This is a genomic window from Terrabacter sp. NPDC000476 (assembly GCF_040300125.1).
In the GTDB taxonomy this organism is placed as follows: Bacteria; Actinomycetota; Actinomycetes; order Actinomycetales; family Dermatophilaceae; genus Terrabacter.
This window is the reverse complement of sequence record NZ_JBEPDF010000001.1, coordinates 2,626,210-2,640,186: the sequence shown is the minus strand read 5'-3', so window position 1 is coordinate 2,640,186 and position 13,977 is coordinate 2,626,210. Positions and strand designations below refer to the sequence as shown.

Genomic DNA, 13,977 nt, shown 5'->3' with positions numbered 1-13,977 from the left:
CTGGAGTAGGTCCCAAGGGTTGGGCTGTTCGCCCATTAAAGCGGTACGCGAGCTGGGTTTAGAACGTCGTGAGACAGTTCGGTCCCTATCCGCTGTGCGCGTAGGAAACTTGAGAAAGGCTGTCCCTAGTACGAGAGGACCGGGATGGACGAACCTCTGGTGTGTCAGTTGTTCTGCCAAGGGCACCGCTGATTAGCTACGTTCGGAAGTGATAACCGCTGAAAGCATCTAAGCGGGAAGCACGTTTCAAGATGAGGTTTCCAGACCCGCGAGGGTGAGAGGCTCCCAGCTAGACTACTGGGTTGATAGGCCGGATGTGGAAGCACAGCAATGTGTGGAGCTGACCGGTACTAATAAGCCGATAACTTGACTTACAAAGATGCTACGCGTCCACTGTGGAGTTCCCGAGATACAAACGGGAACCCAAAGCCCACTGTTTTGATATCTCCATAGAGTTTCGGCTGTCATAGCGAAGGGGAAACGCCCGGCTCCATTCCGAACCCGGAAGCTAAGCCCTTCAGCGCCGATGGTACTGCACTGGTGACGGTGTGGGAGAGTAGGACGCAGCCGGACAACCATTAGACGACGAGCCCCACCAGAGACCTGGTGGGGCTCGTTGCATTTAAAGAGCAGCTCCCTCGTGGCGATGGCACGACAGTGTGACGGGGTAGAGCCTCACGTGGAAGCAGATTTGACGGCGACGCGGCAGGGGTCAGCGTCGCGTGGCCTGCATCTGTGGCAACGGCAATTCGAGATGCTTACCGGTCTCTCCGCTTAGGGCGTGCCAAGGCTGAGCCCCAAGTGGGCATTCGTAGTAGCGTCCGTGGCGCTTGTGAGCGTGCACGTGCTGCCCGGGTCGGACGCGACCCGACCGAGGTGGGTTCAGAGTCGGGCTGTGGATGACCGACAACGGTGGTCGTGCCGACGGGGTTTGCTGATCTCGTCAGCGAACTAGAGGAGGAGCCATGGGCTTCAGCACGAGGTACCTGGGCAGGCTCGACATCACACCGCGCCTCAACGACGCTGAGATCGAGTGGCTCGTCGCCTACGCCGAGGTCGATCGCCGTCATCTCACGGATCCCTACGAGGTGCCGATGAACCCTCGAGCGTTGCGCACTGAGGAGTATCGACAGGCGCAGCAGGGTGCGTCGCTCGCCCGCGGTCCCGGACGCGGCACGTGGGTAGAGGGTGTCGACCCGTTCACCACGTTGACGCCGGTTGACGGCAGCCCCTACCCGCATCTCGACTGGACGCCGTGCCCTGAAGGGTGTTGCCTCGGTTGGGACGCCCGCACCGAGAAGTCGCGGATGGCGGAGGACTGGCTGCAGTACCTCATCGACCAGTTCTTCCGGCCTGGTGCCGTCGCCGGTCTAAGCGGGCGTCCGGACTTCGACCGCTTCACCTTCGACCACGTGCTCAACGGCACGATCGCCGCCGAGCGCGACGACACCCGCGAGCTGTGGCTGATCCGATGCGTCGACAACGAGATCTCCACCGAGATGCTCGTCGGCTCCGACCCGTTGCCTTGGGACGGCGTGGCCCGTCTGACGGGGCCTATCCCCTCGCGGCGTCCCGCGCGTGCCTCGCGGACGGGCGTCATAGGTGCGCCGCGCAGTACGCCTGCCAGATCTCGGGCCGTAGCCGTCCCCGGTCGCTGACCGGCAGTTCCCTTGGCGAGGGCCCTGGTGCGGACCCTTGGCCGTGCTGGTCCAGCGCGTGGTGCGGGGCCGGCGGCGACGATCGGGACGCCCGGGTAGCGAGCCCGGCACCCGGCCATCACGTCGGCGACCACCGCTGGCCGCAGGTGCGTCAGGGAGAATGCGTGCGACTACCTCATCGTGCTTACGTGGGGATGGCTGTCCTGGAGATTGCGCTGAGGTGGGACGCGGGCGACGGCCGACTCATGGGTCCGTGACGCCCGGCAGTTCGAGGTGCGGGCGGCTCCGGGGCTCCCAGCCGGCGCGCGAGTCGAGCACTCCGGTCCACCCGTGCGGAGTGACGATGTATACGTCGCCGTTGTAGGCGCAGGTGAGGTGGTTGCTGAATCGCCAGGCGTCCAGCCAGCGGAACTCGACGCGCGTGGGCACGACCCGACCTTCGCGACACACCACGGTGACGAGGGTGTGGGTCATCGGGCTCCAGCCCTGAGCCGTGCGCTTCCGTTCGGGGGCCAACGACTCGCCGACCTCGCGCAGCTTCTCGCTGATGCAGTGCCGATCCCGCGCGGATCCGTCATCGGACACCTCCGGAAGGGTCTGGACCCCCTCGACCCTCTGCGAGTCGAGGTCGATGCACGCCACGAGGACGCGCCCCAGCGTGAACGGACACAGGCGGTCGATGTCGCGGAGGGTGGCCGCTGGGTCATCGATCTCTGACAACATGCGTCGTCTGGACATGGCTCGACCGTGCCATGGTCGCGGAACCGCCCGGGGGAGTTGTCCCCAGCCTCCGACGCCCCAGGCCTCGAGCTCAGTCGCAGTTGGGGCAGGTGCCGGAGACGGGCATCTCCATGAAGCAGGTCGGGCAGACCGCTCCGCGGCGCTCGACGGGGGCGGGCGTCCGTGCCGGCCGGGCTGATCGCGTCGACGTGGCCCGCTCGCGGGGAGCGCGCGTCCGCGTGTGCACCGTCGGCGCCGCGTCGTCGGGCACGTCGGCGCCCCAGTGGCGGTAGCACTCGAGGCGGGCGGCGGCCGCGCTGTTCTCCCGTTCGTCGGGGTCGTCGCTGACGTGCTCGCCGGCCAGACGCAGCGCCTCGTCGTAACCAGCGCCGACTCGTCCGTCGTCCTTGTGCACGACGAGGGAGGTGAGCGGCGGCTCGCTGCGCACGTGGTTCACCTTGGCGAGGTCGGCGAGCAGGCCGCCGATCCAGTTGCGCATCTGCGTCGTGCTGTGCAGCCCCGACCGCTGCTGCACCTCGTCGGCCAGCTCGGAGTAGGTGATCACCGCGTTGTAGCGCCCGGCCGTCTCGACGAGCACCTCGTAGGCGTGCTTCGCCCAGTAGGGCTGGGCGACCTTGGGACTGACGGTTGCCTGATGCTCGGCCATGACGTCCATTCCACCACTGCCGTCCACCACCCCGTGCACCCGACCCTGCGCCCGACCCTTCTCCAACCCTGTGGACAACGCTCACGCGCTCGGTGCCTCCGGGGGTTCGCTCGTTCGCAGGACAGCCGGAGCGAGGAGCGCGACATGGCAGGACGACGGAGCAACGCAGCCACGACCCTCGCAGTTGCGCTCGTCGCCGTGCTCCTCGCAGCCCTGAGCAGTGCCTGCTCCCCGCCCGGCGCTGCGGCACCGGCAACCACCGTCGCAGACGTCACCATCCGAGCCACAACCTCAGCATCGCCCCCGACGACGCCGCCGCCATCAGCCGCACCCGTCGTCGCGCGGCGCCCACGCGTACCCGGCCCCGACTTGCTCCACGAACACAGCTGGGGCGGTGCCGAGGCCTACGTCGAGGACTACCTCGAGCGACTGGACGACGCGTGGACCCTGCCCCGGCCGTCCCTGCTCGACAACCGGGCCAGCAAGGAGTGCGGCACCTGCGCGAACTTCCGGGAGGCCGCGGCCTCCCTCGTCCGCAAGCGGCAGCGCCACGAGGCGCCGATGCTCACCGTCTCCGACGTGTCGGTGGTCATCTGGAAAGGAGGCGTGCGGGTCGTGGCCGACATCCGCCAGACCGACCACCGCATCGTGACCCGCACTGGACGCACCATCCGCAGGGTCGAGGGCGAGCGCGCCTATCTCTACGTGCTGCTCTCCTACCGGGGACGCTGGTGGATCGACGCGATCGGCATCGAGCGCGTCAACGACGACGGCACCTACCGCGACGTGTCGAAGTCTCGGAGGGCCGGTCGCCGACGATAACGCCGCGCCCACCCGTCGCTAGCCTGAACACATGGCCGCGAGAGCGCTTGTAGACGAGGCCGCGGGCCGACCCGGCCGCTGCCACGTCTTCATCTCCTACCGCAGGCGCAGCTCCTCGTTCGCCGCGCTCGCCCTGACGTATGCCGTCCGGCTCGCCGGGCACGACGCCTTCCTCGACGTCGGGTCGATCCGCGACGGTGACGCCTACCGCGAGGCCATCCGCGACGCGCTGGCCCGCAGCGACCTCGTGCTGGCGCTCATCGCGCACGACCTCGATCCCACGCGCCTGCACGAGCCGCTCGACCCGGTCGCCTTCGAGTGGCGCCGGGCCCGGTTCCACGGGTGTGCCGTGCACCCGGTGCTGCTCGACGGCGCGGCCATGCCGGCCGAGGCCGACCTGCCTCCTGATCTCCGCTGGATCACGCGGTCCAGCGCGACCGCGCTCGGCGGGCCGGACCTCGACCAGCAGGTCGAGGCCCTCGTCGCCGCCGTCCCGCACCTCGCGGTGCCGCCCCGGAAGGTCGCGCGCGTCCTCTGGGTCGACGACAACCCGGCGAACAACGAGTACGAGCGGTCGGTGCTGCGCCAGGCGGGGATGATCTTCGACAACGTCGTGTCGTCCGGCGAGGCCGTCGAGCAGCTGCTGCTGACCACCTACGACCTCGTCATCACCGACCTCGGCCGACGCTCGTCCTCCGACGCCTCCGGGAGCGCGGGCCTCGACCTGCTCAGCCACCCCGTCATCTCCCGCGGCGGCCCTCCCGTGATCGTGTACGCCGGCCGCTCCGCCACCTGGCGACGGCGCGAGCTCGAGCAGCTGGGAGCCTTCGGGATCAGCGACGACCCGGAGCACCTCTTCGAGCTGGTCTTCCAGGCGCTCGGCCGGGAGCGCCCGGGCACGCAGCGCTGACCCGGGCCACGCTGCCTCACATCTCCGTCCTCACATCTCCGGCTCGCCCGGGGTCTCGGCCGCGATGACGTGCAGCACCGCGTTGATGAGCGCCAGGTGCGTGAACGCCTGCGGGAAGTTGCCGAGGTGGCGGCCGGTGTGGGTGTCGATCTCCTCGGCGTAGAGCTCGAGCGGCCCGGCGAACGAGAGCAGCTTGGCGCACAGCTCGTGAGCACGCTTCGTCTCACCGATCTCCGACAGCGCCGACACGAGCCAGAACGAGCAGATCGTGAACGTGCCCTCCTCGCCGCTGAATCCGTCGTCGGTCTCGTCGACGCGGTAGCGCAGCACGAGCCCGTCGACGGTCAGCTCGTCGGCGATCGCGAGCACCGTCGCCCGGATCACCGGGTGGTCGGGCGGCAGGAACCGCACGAGCGGCGCGAGCAGCAGCGACGCGTCCAGGGCGTTCGTCCCGTAGTGCTGCACGAGCACCCCGCGCTCGTCGACCCCGTGCTCGAGGATGTCGGCCTTGATCTCCTCCGCGGCCTGCGCCCACTTCGCGGCCTGCGCCTCCTGGCCGATCATCGACGCGAGCCGCGCGCCGCGGTCGGCCGCGACCCAGCACATGATCTTCGAGGAGGTGAAGTGCTGCAGCTCGCCGCGCACCTCCCAGATGCCGGCGTCCGGCTCGCGCCAGTGCTTCAGGGCGGCCTCGACCTGCTTGCCGAGGATGGGCCAGATGCGCCCGTCGAGGTGGTCGGCGACCTTCGAGTGGAGGTAGACCGAGTCGAGCAGCGCGCCCCACACGTCGTGCTGCACCTGCGAGTGCGCGGCGTTGCCGACGCGCACGGGCCGCGAGCCGGCATACCCCTGCAGGTGGTCGAGCTCGGACTCGGGCAGCTCACGCTCCCCGCCGATGCCGTACATGATCTGCAGGTCGTCGTCGCGCTCGGCGACGTCGGCGATGAAGGAGAAGAAGTCGACGGCCTCCCAGTCGAACCCGAGCGAGTACATCCCCCACAGCGCGAACGTCGCGTCGCGGATCCACGTGTAGCGGTAGTCGTAGTTCCGTTGTCCACCAATGGTTTCGGGCAGCGACGTCGTCGCGGCGGCCGCGATCGCCCCGGTCGGCGCATACGTCAGTCCCTTGAGCGTCAAGGCACTCCGCTGCAGGTAGCTGCGCCACGGGTGGTCGGGGAAGCGTCCGCGCGCGAGCCAGTGCTGCCAGTGGTGCGCCGTCCACTCGAGCCGGTCGTGCGCCTCCTCGCTCGTCAGCGGCGGATCGACCGCTCCCCACGACAGCGCGAGGAACCGCTCGTCGCCGGCCTTGAGCAGCGTTCTCGCCGTTGCCTGCCCGCCCTCGAAGCCCAGCCGCAGGTCGGTCGTCAGCAGCAGCGACACGTCGGAGCCGTCGCACGTGGTCCGCCCCTGGTGGTAGCCGTGCTCCGTGTAGTCCCACCGCACCGGCGCGCGCCCGTAGTCGAGCACCGGCTCGCACTCCATGACGAGCTGCACCTCGCCCGACACGCACCGGACGCTGCGCAGCAGCGTGTGCTCGGCGTCGTAGTCCATCGGCGTGCGGCGGTGCTTCGGCGACACCCCGTCGTCGTGGTGCCACGGCCCGATAAGCAGCACGTCGCGCACGATGATCCACCCCGTCGGGGTGCCCCAGCTCGTCTCGAGCACCATGGTGCCCGGCAGGTAGCGCCGCGCCGTCGGCACCGCGACGTCCGACGGCCCGAGCCGGAAGCGCCCCGCGTGCCGCCCGAGCATCGCGCCGAAGACGCTCGGCGCGTCGAGCCGCGGCACGCAGAGCCAGTCGACGTCGCCACCCGGCGCGACCAGTGCGGTCACCTCACCGTCGGAGAGGAACCCGTAGTCGGCGATCGGCACCGCCTGCGCGTGCGTCAGCGCGGTCGCCACCGCGTCGTCCCCTGGTGCGTCCATGACCTCAGGCTGCCCGCGCACGCCCCATCCGACAAGGGTGCTGCCCGCTCCGAGCCCGTATGCCGTCCCGTTCCCGGCGCCGCACCGTGGCCGCCTGCGTGCCGCGACCCGAGCCGCAAGGCCCGCGCAAGAGTCCCGCAAGGCTCCCGGAATTCGGACATTTCGCCACGCGGCTGCGGTTTCACTGGATGGGTCGTCGAGGACGACGCAGACTTTGACGGTTGGCCCGTTGTGGTACGTGAACCGTCGCCGGGGCCCGGGTTCGCAGACGCGAGGCGGGCCCCTTCCTCGTCCCCCTCAGCGTGCTGCCGTCAGGCCGTCCCCGTCAGGCGACGGCGATGTCGACGAGCAGCTCGGTCGCGAGCCGCTCGAGGTCGGCGCGCAGCCCGGCCGTGTCGGAGTCGGCCGGCACCCGTACGACGACGTGCGCCTCGAAGAGCAGGCCGCCCGCCATCGGCGCCTCGCGCGTGCCGGTCGTCATCGTCTCGATCGAGAGCTCGTGCCGGCTCAGCACCGACGACACCTCGCGGACGATGCCGGGCCGGTCGTTGCCGAGCAGGTCGACCGTCAGGCGCTGCGCCGACGCGTCGTCGGCGACGCCACCAGCCGCGGCCTCTGCGGCGACGCCCGGGTGGCTCGTGACCTCGAGCAGACCGTCGAGCTCGCGCAGCGCGGCGGTCAGCTCGTCGACGCGGGCGTCCGGCACCCCGACGACGACGATGCCGGCGAACTTGCCGGCGAGCTCGGCGAGCTGGCTGTCCTCCCAGTTGCCGTCGTGCGCGGTGACGACGTCCGCGAGGGCACTGACGAGGCCGGCGCGGTCGTCGCCGATGACGGTGAGCACGAGTCTGGGCACAGCCGCAGCCTACTGACCCTCCCCGCCCGGCGCCGCCTGTCAAGAGTCCGCGTTCTCACGGCCCGCGCACGCGAGACGCGGCAGGCTGGGCCCGCCACCTCCAGGGGGCGCCCGAGCGCCCGCCGCACCGACGGGCCCGACCACGAGGAGAACGAGCATGAGCACGAGGCGATGGATGGGGGCCGCGCTCGCGGCGACCGCGCTGGCGACCGGCGTGGTGGCGATGGGCCCGGCAACGGCGGCCCAGGCCGCGAGCCCCAACTGCACCTACGCGAGCATCACCTACGGCACCGGCTGGGGTGCCTCCATGTACACCCAGATCCCCGTCTACTTCCCGACGCGGTCGTTCACCTGCGGCATGACGTCGGCCTCGCACGGGTCGTACAAGAGCGTCGCGGTCAAGCACATGCAGAATGCGCTGCGCAAGTGCTACGGCCAGAAGATCGACGTCGACGGCTACTTCGGCCCCAAGACGAAGCAGGCCCTCAAGAACGTCCAGGCCAAGGTCGGCATCAAGGTCGACGGCGCCTGGGGGCCGCAGACCTCGGGCGCCATCCGCTACCCCGTCTACACGTCGGCGGGTGGCTACCAGGGCAAGTGCTACGCCCGGAACTTCTTCAACGGCGAGCGCTACTGACCACGACCGCGTCGAGTCACGGCCGGTTAGGCACCGGGCCGGGTGCGCCCGCTGCTTGAGCGGCACCCGGCCCGGTCAAAGGTCGGCCGCTCAGCTGGCGGCCGGGACCCCGACGAGATCGTCGTTCCCGTCGGGGGGTCTGGGGGAGGAGGTGGGCTGGTCGGAGGGCCGGCGCTCGGCGAGCCCGGCCATGCCCCAGCGCACCGCGGCCGTGCCGAGGTGCCCGAGGGGCCGCGCCACGAACGAGGTCACGACGTCGGGCAGCGGGATGCCGAGCATGCCGCGCGCCCACGCGGGTAGCAGCGAGACGCCACCGGAGGCGATGACGCCGTAGCCCGGACGCGCGAGCAGCGGGAGCGGCGGGTCGAGCAGCAGGAAGCGCGCGGCCTCGCGCGCGGCATCCGTCGTCTCGAGCTCGGGCCGGTAGGCCTGCAGTACCTCGCGCAGCTCGGCCACCGTCTGCGGCGGGTCGACGACGCCGAGCCTGGCGGCCGGGACGCCGGCCTGGCGCACGTAGACGTCGGCCTCCTCGTCGGTCAGCGGCTCGTCGCCGAAGGTCTGGAAGGCGCGCAGGAACGAGTCGATCTCCGCGACGTGCACCCACATCAGCAGTCGCGGGTCGTCGGCGCGGTACGGCCGGCCGAAGGCGTCCTTGCCGCGCACGCGCTCGTGGATCGAGCGGACCATCGCGATCGACTCCTCGGCGTGCTCGATGGTGCCGAAGGTCGTCGTCGCGAGGTAGTGGCTCGTGCGCTGCAGGCGACCCCACGGGTCGCTCTTGTAGCCGCTGTGGCCGGCCACCCCGGCCATCGCCATCGGGTGGAGCATCTGCAGCAGCAGCGAGGTGACGCCGCCCGGGAACATCGAGGCGTCGGCGTGCACGCGCCACACCGGGTCGTCGGGCGTGAACCAGCGCTCGCCCTCCGCACCCCAGATGCGCTGGGCGCGGGCCGGGGCGTCGTCACCCGCCACCTTGCTGCGCAGCAGGCGGCCCAGCTGGCGCTGGACGAGGCGGGGTGCGGCGTGGACAGTCACGCCCCCACGACAACACACCGACCAGCGATGTTCAACCTCTGTCCAAGGTTGTGGGGGTGGTGGATCAGGAGAGCGTGATCCGGATCGCCGCGCGCGGCTTGCGCTTCACGGCCCACGAGAACAGGCCGCTCACCGTGTCGGCGAACGCGGCGATGCGGTACTTGCGGCCGATGGCCCGCTTCACGGTCGCCACCGCCTCGTCGGAGCGGTCGACGGTGGCCCGCCCCGAGTAGGTGGGCGCACCCTCGGCCACGCGGCCGCGACGGTCGCAGGGGCGCAGCCCGACCCGGCGCGTGTGCGCGAGGCGCTTGAGCTTGCCGGTCGGGTCGATCGTGATGACGACGAGCTCGTCGCCGTCGGGCGCGATCCACACCGCCGACGACACGGGCTCACCGGAGCGGCGGAACGTCGTCAGCGAGACGTACTGCTCCCTGGCGAGGGCGGCGAAGGCATCCGAGGTGCTCACCCCACCCACGGTAGGGCCGCATCTCGCCCGCCGTCCGACAATGGGGCATGGCGCTCGCGCTCTGCCTCCTGCTCGACCGGCGCTCCGACCGCCTCGTGCGCGAGCTGTGGACGCGCCTCGAGGCCGCCGGCATCCCGACGCTGCTCTCGCACACCCACGGTCGCCACGTGCCGCACCTGTCGTATGCCGTCCTGCTGGCCTGGGACGCGCCCGCGGTCCGCGCCGCCGTCGCAGCGTTCCCCGACGGCGGCCCGGTCGAGATCGCGGTGCAGGGCTCGGTCGTCTTCCCGCGCCGACGGGTGGCCCTCGCGGGTGCCGCCTCCGCCGATCTCGCGACGCGGCACGAACGGGTGGTCGACGCCCTGCGCGCGACCGGCGCGACGGTGCACCGCCACTACGAGCCCGGCCACTGGACGCCGCACGTCTCGCTCTCGACCGGCGTCGCGGGCGCCGCGCTGTCGGCCGTCGTCGACGCGGCGTCGGACCGGCTGCCCCTGACGTTGCGCTGCGACCGCGCGGCGCTCATCGACACCTCCGACGGCTCGTCGTGGCCGCTGCCCGGCGTGCCTTGACCGCCCGGAGGCCGGCGTCGAGTGACGTGGGACCGACTTCGGACGTATCTGCTCCACGCCGGGCGCCTCGGTAGGAGAGTAGGAACCGGTCAGGAGGGGATCGCCGTGGGACGCACCATCTTCCTTTCGTACAGCCGCATCGACAAGGCGCTCGTACCGCCCCTGCTCAAGGGGCTGGACCGGCTGCGCCACGAGGTCTGGCTCGACGAGCAGCTCGAGGGCGGGCAGACCTGGTGGGACGAGGTGCTGGCGCAGCTGCGTGCGTGCGACGTCGCGCTCGTCTGCGTCTCGGAGGCGATGCTCGACTCCGACGCGTGCAAGGCCGAGCTGCGCTACGCCCAGGCGCTCGGCAAGCCCGTGCTGCCCGTCGCGCTCGAGACGCTCAACGCCGACCTGCTGCCCGCCAACCTCGGACGGCTGCAGATCGTCGACTACACCCCGACCAACCCCCAGGCGCCCTTCGACCTCATGGCCGCCCTCGAGAACCTGCCCGCCGCTCCGCCGCTGCCCGACCCGTTGCCCGAGCCGCCGGCGGTGCCGATCTCCTACCTCTCCAGCCTCGGCGAGCTCGTGCGCGAGCCGTCGCTGACGATCGAGCAGCAGTACGCCGTCATCCAGAAGCTGCGGGCCGGCCTCTACCGCCCCCGCGACCGCGAGGGCGTCATCGGTCTCATGCAGGGGATGCGCGAGCGCGAGGACCTCTACGTGAGCACCTCGCGGGCGCTCGACGAGGCGTTCGAGGAGGCCGCCCGAACGGCGCCGGTACCGGCGCCCGTCGCGCCCGCCTCGCCCGCCCCGGCAGCAGAGGCGACCGCCGCGAGGCCGTCGGTGCAGCCGGCCGCCCCCGCGCCCTCCTACTTCTCCGGCCCGACCCCGCCTGCCGCGCCGCCCCGCCCCAAGAGCCGCCGCAAGCTCCTCCTCGTCGGGCTCGCCGTGGCCCTGCTCCTCGCCGTCGGGGCCGGCATGGTCGCGGCCTACGGCAACCGCGACCAGGGAGGCGGCACCGACAACCCGGGCGGCACGACCGTCGGCGCCGTCGGCGACGCCTGCCTCGTCGGCAGCTGGCGCAGCAGCGCCCTCGCGCTCGCCGGTGACAGCGGCGAGAACGCCTCCGGTGGCTCCGGCCTGACCCTCGAGATCACCACCGACGGCGACGCGACCTACGACTTCGGCTCGATGGAGCCCGTCACCGTCACGGTCGGCGGCTCCGAGAACCGCATCGAGTTCACCGGCCAGCTGCGCACGACCGTGCGCGCGCCGAGCCCCGGCGCCGCCACCGAGACGATCGTCAGCAACACCGCCTCGTTCCAGGCCTTCGTCGACGGCCAGGCGCAGGGGAGCTCCACGCCCGTCGACCAGGGGTTCCTGCAGCGCTACTCGTGCTCCGACACGACCCTGACGTCGAGCTCGGGCTCCGACTCGCTGACCTTCGAGCGGCAGTGAGCCGACGGCACACGGGATCGGCTGGGCAGCGACGGACCTGAGTAGCCGCACTCGTATCGGTGGCGCGCGCTCGCGCCTCTTCTCCTCGGAACCGCACCACCGAGGAAAGGCGCCACGCATGCGCATCCGCTTCACGCCCGCCGAGCACGGCTTCCCGTTCGCGAACTCGTTCACCAACCACGTGCTGACGATCCCGGGGCTCGGGATCGACCTCACGACGGCCGGCCGCTGCGGCGGCATGGCGGCCGCGGCGATGGACTACTGGTACGCCGGGCTCGCGATGCCGACCGACCCGAGCCTTCCGCAGGACGGCTCGCTCGTGGCCGACTACGTCTACAGCCGGCTCATGGACACCTTCGTCGACAACGGCCTCACCTACGTCCACTACGCGACGAGCCTCGACCACCCGACCTGGCTGCGCGGCAAGGGCGTCGCGCGGATGACCCGCGAGGACGAGCTGCCGAAGCTCACGTCCCGGCTCGAGAGCGGCCAGCCCGTGCTGCTCGGGCTCAACCAGGCCCGCTCGGTCACCGACCTCGGCAACGACCACCAGGTCGTCGCCTACGGCTACGAGCAGGACGCCCGCTACACGTACGTGCTCGTCTACGACAACAACGACCCCGGCGTCGAGGTGCGGCTGCGCCTCACCACGGTCGACGACCCGGGCGAGCGCGACATCGTCGGCAGCAACGGCCAGGTCTGGCGCGGTCTCTTCGTCGAGGCCTACACCCGCAAGATGCCCGGCTACCTCACCGACGGCCTCGCGATCCACGACTCCACCGACCCGCGCATCCACGTCGTGCGCGGCGGCGGCGCCTTCTGGATCCCGTCGCCCGCCGAGTTCGACGCGGGCGGGTTCCACTGGGACGGAGTGCTGGCGGCCAAGCCCGGCTCCCTGTGCCACGTCGCGCGGCACCCCGCCAACGGCACGCTCGTGCGCGAGCGCGGCACCGACCCGGTGCACGTCGTCTACGGCGGCAAGGCCTTCTGGATCCCCTCGCCCGAGGTGTTCGAGGCGCTGGGCCACGACTGGGACCTGATCAAGGAGGTCCCGCAGGGCTCGCTCGGCGGGCTGCGGCAGGTGCCGCTCGACCACACGCTGCTGCGCGAGCGATCGAGCGACCCCGTGTGGCTCGTGCAGGGTGGCACGCTGCACCACGTGACGATCCCCGACGTCATGGGCCGGCTCGGGCTCGAGTGGTCGTGCGTCAACGTCGTGCCCGACGGGGCGCTCGCAGGGCTGCCGACGGGGGCGCCGATCAGCTGATCTCGACCGTCGAGGTCTGTTGATTTGGGTGTTTTGTCGATTTTCTGAACACGGCCCCGACCGGCGTGTCAGGCTGTGCACGCCGCGCCGGACGAGGAGACTCGGAGGCAGGACGGCACCCCCATCCCAGACTTCGACGGTTGGCCCGACGTGGTACGTGAACCGTCACCGGACGCCCGGACTCGCACCCGCGAGCCGGGCGCCATCTTTTCCCCGGCAGGCCGTCGCGGCCGCTGTCGGGAGGCCGGATCCTGCTGCCCGCCAACGACATCGGGGCTACCGTGGGATGCATGAGAGGTCGCACCGTGCCGGTCGCGGTCGCGGTCGCGGTCGCCGCCGTCGGTGCGCTCTCGGTGCTGACGGCGCGGTGGTCGGCGCTGCACTGGGGCGCGACGACGGAGGAGGCCCGCGAGCCGCTGCCCGGCGACGAGATCCTGCCCGGCGCCGCGCTCGTCGCGACCCGCTCGATCACGATCGAGGCGCCGCCCGAGCAGGTGTGGCCGTGGGTCGTCCAGCTCGGCGCCGACCGCGGCGGCTTCTACAGCTACGACCGCCTCGAGAACCTGCTCGGCTGCCGGCTGCGCAGCGCCGACTCGGTCGTCGAGGCGTGGCAGCAGCTCGCCGTCGGCGACCTCGTGCGGCTGCACCCGAAGGTGGCGCTCGCCGTCGCGGCCGTGGAGCCCGGGCGCTTCCTCGTGCTGCACGCCGCGCCGGCCTCGGCGGCCTCCGGGTCGGGGTCGCCGTCTGCTGCGGCAGCAGCGGCGCCCTACGACTTCACGTGGTCCTTCGTGCTGCGACGCCACCCGCACCGCGCGACCCGGCTCATCACGCGCGAGCGCTTCGACTACACGCACGCCTGGTCGCCGGCGCTCGCCGAGCCGGTGGCGCTGGCGAGCTCGGTGATGAGCCAGAAGATGCTGCGCGGCATCCGCGACCGCGCCGAGGGCCGCATCCCCGTCACCCTGTGACGCCGCCCCCGCGGGTGTGACCGACGAGAC

General features: G+C 71.3%; 14 protein-coding genes and 2 rRNA genes. 10 read left to right on the top strand and 6 right to left on the bottom strand.

Going from position 1 to position 13,977, the window contains the following annotated elements; all coding sequences use genetic code 11:
* The 3 genes from ABT295_RS12400 to ABT295_RS12390 all read left to right on the top strand — a co-directional run.
* A 23S ribosomal RNA gene (locus tag ABT295_RS12400) occupies nucleotides 1-374 on the top strand; the annotation flags it as partial.
* Nucleotides 375-456: 82 nt separating this feature from the next.
* A 5S ribosomal RNA gene (gene rrf / locus ABT295_RS12395) occupies nucleotides 457-573 on the top strand.
* A 392-nt stretch (nucleotides 574-965) separates the two neighbouring features.
* Nucleotides 966-1,658, top strand: a complete 693-nt coding sequence (locus ABT295_RS12390) for a hypothetical protein (protein WP_352394655.1) — start codon at nucleotides 966-968, stop codon at nucleotides 1,656-1,658.
* A 243-nt stretch (nucleotides 1,659-1,901) separates the two neighbouring features.
* Here the strand turns inward: ABT295_RS12390 and ABT295_RS12385 are convergent, their stop codons facing one another.
* A complete protein-coding gene (locus tag ABT295_RS12385; RefSeq protein WP_352394654.1) occupies nucleotides 1,902-2,243 on the bottom strand; it encodes a hypothetical protein in 342 nt (113 codons plus the stop codon).
* Between the two features lie 226 nt (nucleotides 2,244-2,469).
* Nucleotides 2,470-3,045 (bottom strand): hypothetical protein, encoded by a 576-nt coding sequence (locus tag ABT295_RS12380; RefSeq protein WP_352394653.1) that lies wholly within the window; start codon nucleotides 3,043-3,045, stop codon nucleotides 2,470-2,472.
* A 369-nt stretch (nucleotides 3,046-3,414) separates the two neighbouring features.
* Between ABT295_RS12380 and ABT295_RS12375 the strand changes: the two genes are divergently transcribed.
* Together ABT295_RS12375 and ABT295_RS12370 are read left to right on the top strand one after the other, a co-directional pair.
* Nucleotides 3,415-3,867 (top strand): hypothetical protein, encoded by a 453-nt coding sequence (locus tag ABT295_RS12375; RefSeq protein ID WP_352394652.1) that lies wholly within the window; start codon nucleotides 3,415-3,417, stop codon nucleotides 3,865-3,867.
* Between the two features lie 31 nt (nucleotides 3,868-3,898).
* Nucleotides 3,899-4,777, top strand: a complete 879-nt coding sequence (locus ABT295_RS12370; RefSeq protein WP_352394651.1) for a TIR domain-containing protein — start codon at nucleotides 3,899-3,901, stop codon at nucleotides 4,775-4,777.
* A 30-nt stretch (nucleotides 4,778-4,807) separates the two neighbouring features.
* Here ABT295_RS12370 and ABT295_RS12365 read toward each other — a convergent pair whose 3' ends face one another.
* Complete coding sequence (locus ABT295_RS12365; protein WP_352394650.1) at nucleotides 4,808-6,703, bottom strand: glycoside hydrolase family 15 protein; 1,896 nt, start codon at nucleotides 6,701-6,703, stop codon at nucleotides 4,808-4,810.
* A 325-nt stretch (nucleotides 6,704-7,028) separates the two neighbouring features.
* Nucleotides 7,029-7,559: a glycine cleavage system transcriptional repressor gene (locus tag ABT295_RS12360; protein WP_352394649.1), complete on the bottom strand. Its 531-nt coding sequence runs from the start codon at nucleotides 7,557-7,559 to the stop codon at nucleotides 7,029-7,031.
* Nucleotides 7,560-7,716: 157 nt separating this feature from the next.
* Between ABT295_RS12360 and ABT295_RS12355 the strand changes: the two genes are divergently transcribed.
* Nucleotides 7,717-8,196 carry a peptidoglycan-binding domain-containing protein gene (locus tag ABT295_RS12355; protein ID WP_352394648.1) on the top strand — a complete coding sequence of 160 codons (480 nt, stop codon included), beginning with the start codon at nucleotides 7,717-7,719 and terminating at the stop codon, nucleotides 8,194-8,196.
* A gap of 90 nt (nucleotides 8,197-8,286) precedes the next feature.
* Here the strand turns inward: ABT295_RS12355 and ABT295_RS12350 are convergent, their stop codons facing one another.
* Together ABT295_RS12350 and ABT295_RS12345 are read right to left on the bottom strand one after the other, a co-directional pair.
* On the bottom strand, nucleotides 8,287-9,231 hold the full coding sequence (locus ABT295_RS12350) for an oxygenase MpaB family protein (RefSeq protein WP_352394647.1): 945 nt from the start codon (nucleotides 9,229-9,231) through the stop codon (nucleotides 8,287-8,289).
* Nucleotides 9,232-9,295: 64 nt separating this feature from the next.
* Nucleotides 9,296-9,697 carry a PPOX class F420-dependent oxidoreductase gene (locus tag ABT295_RS12345; protein ID WP_352394646.1) on the bottom strand — a complete coding sequence of 134 codons (402 nt, stop codon included), beginning with the start codon at nucleotides 9,695-9,697 and terminating at the stop codon, nucleotides 9,296-9,298.
* A gap of 47 nt (nucleotides 9,698-9,744) precedes the next feature.
* On the opposite strand from ABT295_RS12345, the gene ABT295_RS12340 reads away from it, so the two are divergent.
* The 4 genes from ABT295_RS12340 to ABT295_RS12325 all read left to right on the top strand — a co-directional run bounded on the left by ABT295_RS12340 (nucleotide 9,745) and on the right by ABT295_RS12325 (nucleotide 13,947).
* The gene (locus tag ABT295_RS12340) at nucleotides 9,745-10,269 is read left to right on the top strand and encodes a 2'-5' RNA ligase family protein (protein ID WP_352394645.1); all 525 of its coding nucleotides are present in this window, start codon (nucleotides 9,745-9,747) and stop codon (nucleotides 10,267-10,269) included.
* Between the two features lie 105 nt (nucleotides 10,270-10,374).
* Nucleotides 10,375-11,712, top strand: coding sequence for a toll/interleukin-1 receptor domain-containing protein (locus ABT295_RS12335; RefSeq protein ID WP_352394644.1), 1,338 nt, complete (start codon nucleotides 10,375-10,377; stop codon nucleotides 11,710-11,712).
* 118 nt (nucleotides 11,713-11,830) lie between these two features.
* Nucleotides 11,831-12,979 carry a hypothetical protein gene (locus ABT295_RS12330; protein WP_352394643.1) on the top strand — a complete coding sequence of 383 codons (1,149 nt, stop codon included), beginning with the start codon at nucleotides 11,831-11,833 and terminating at the stop codon, nucleotides 12,977-12,979.
* A 290-nt stretch (nucleotides 12,980-13,269) separates the two neighbouring features.
* Nucleotides 13,270-13,947, top strand: coding sequence for an SRPBCC family protein (locus ABT295_RS12325; protein WP_352394642.1), 678 nt, complete (start codon nucleotides 13,270-13,272; stop codon nucleotides 13,945-13,947).
* Nucleotides 13,948-13,977: the final 30 nt, after the last annotated feature.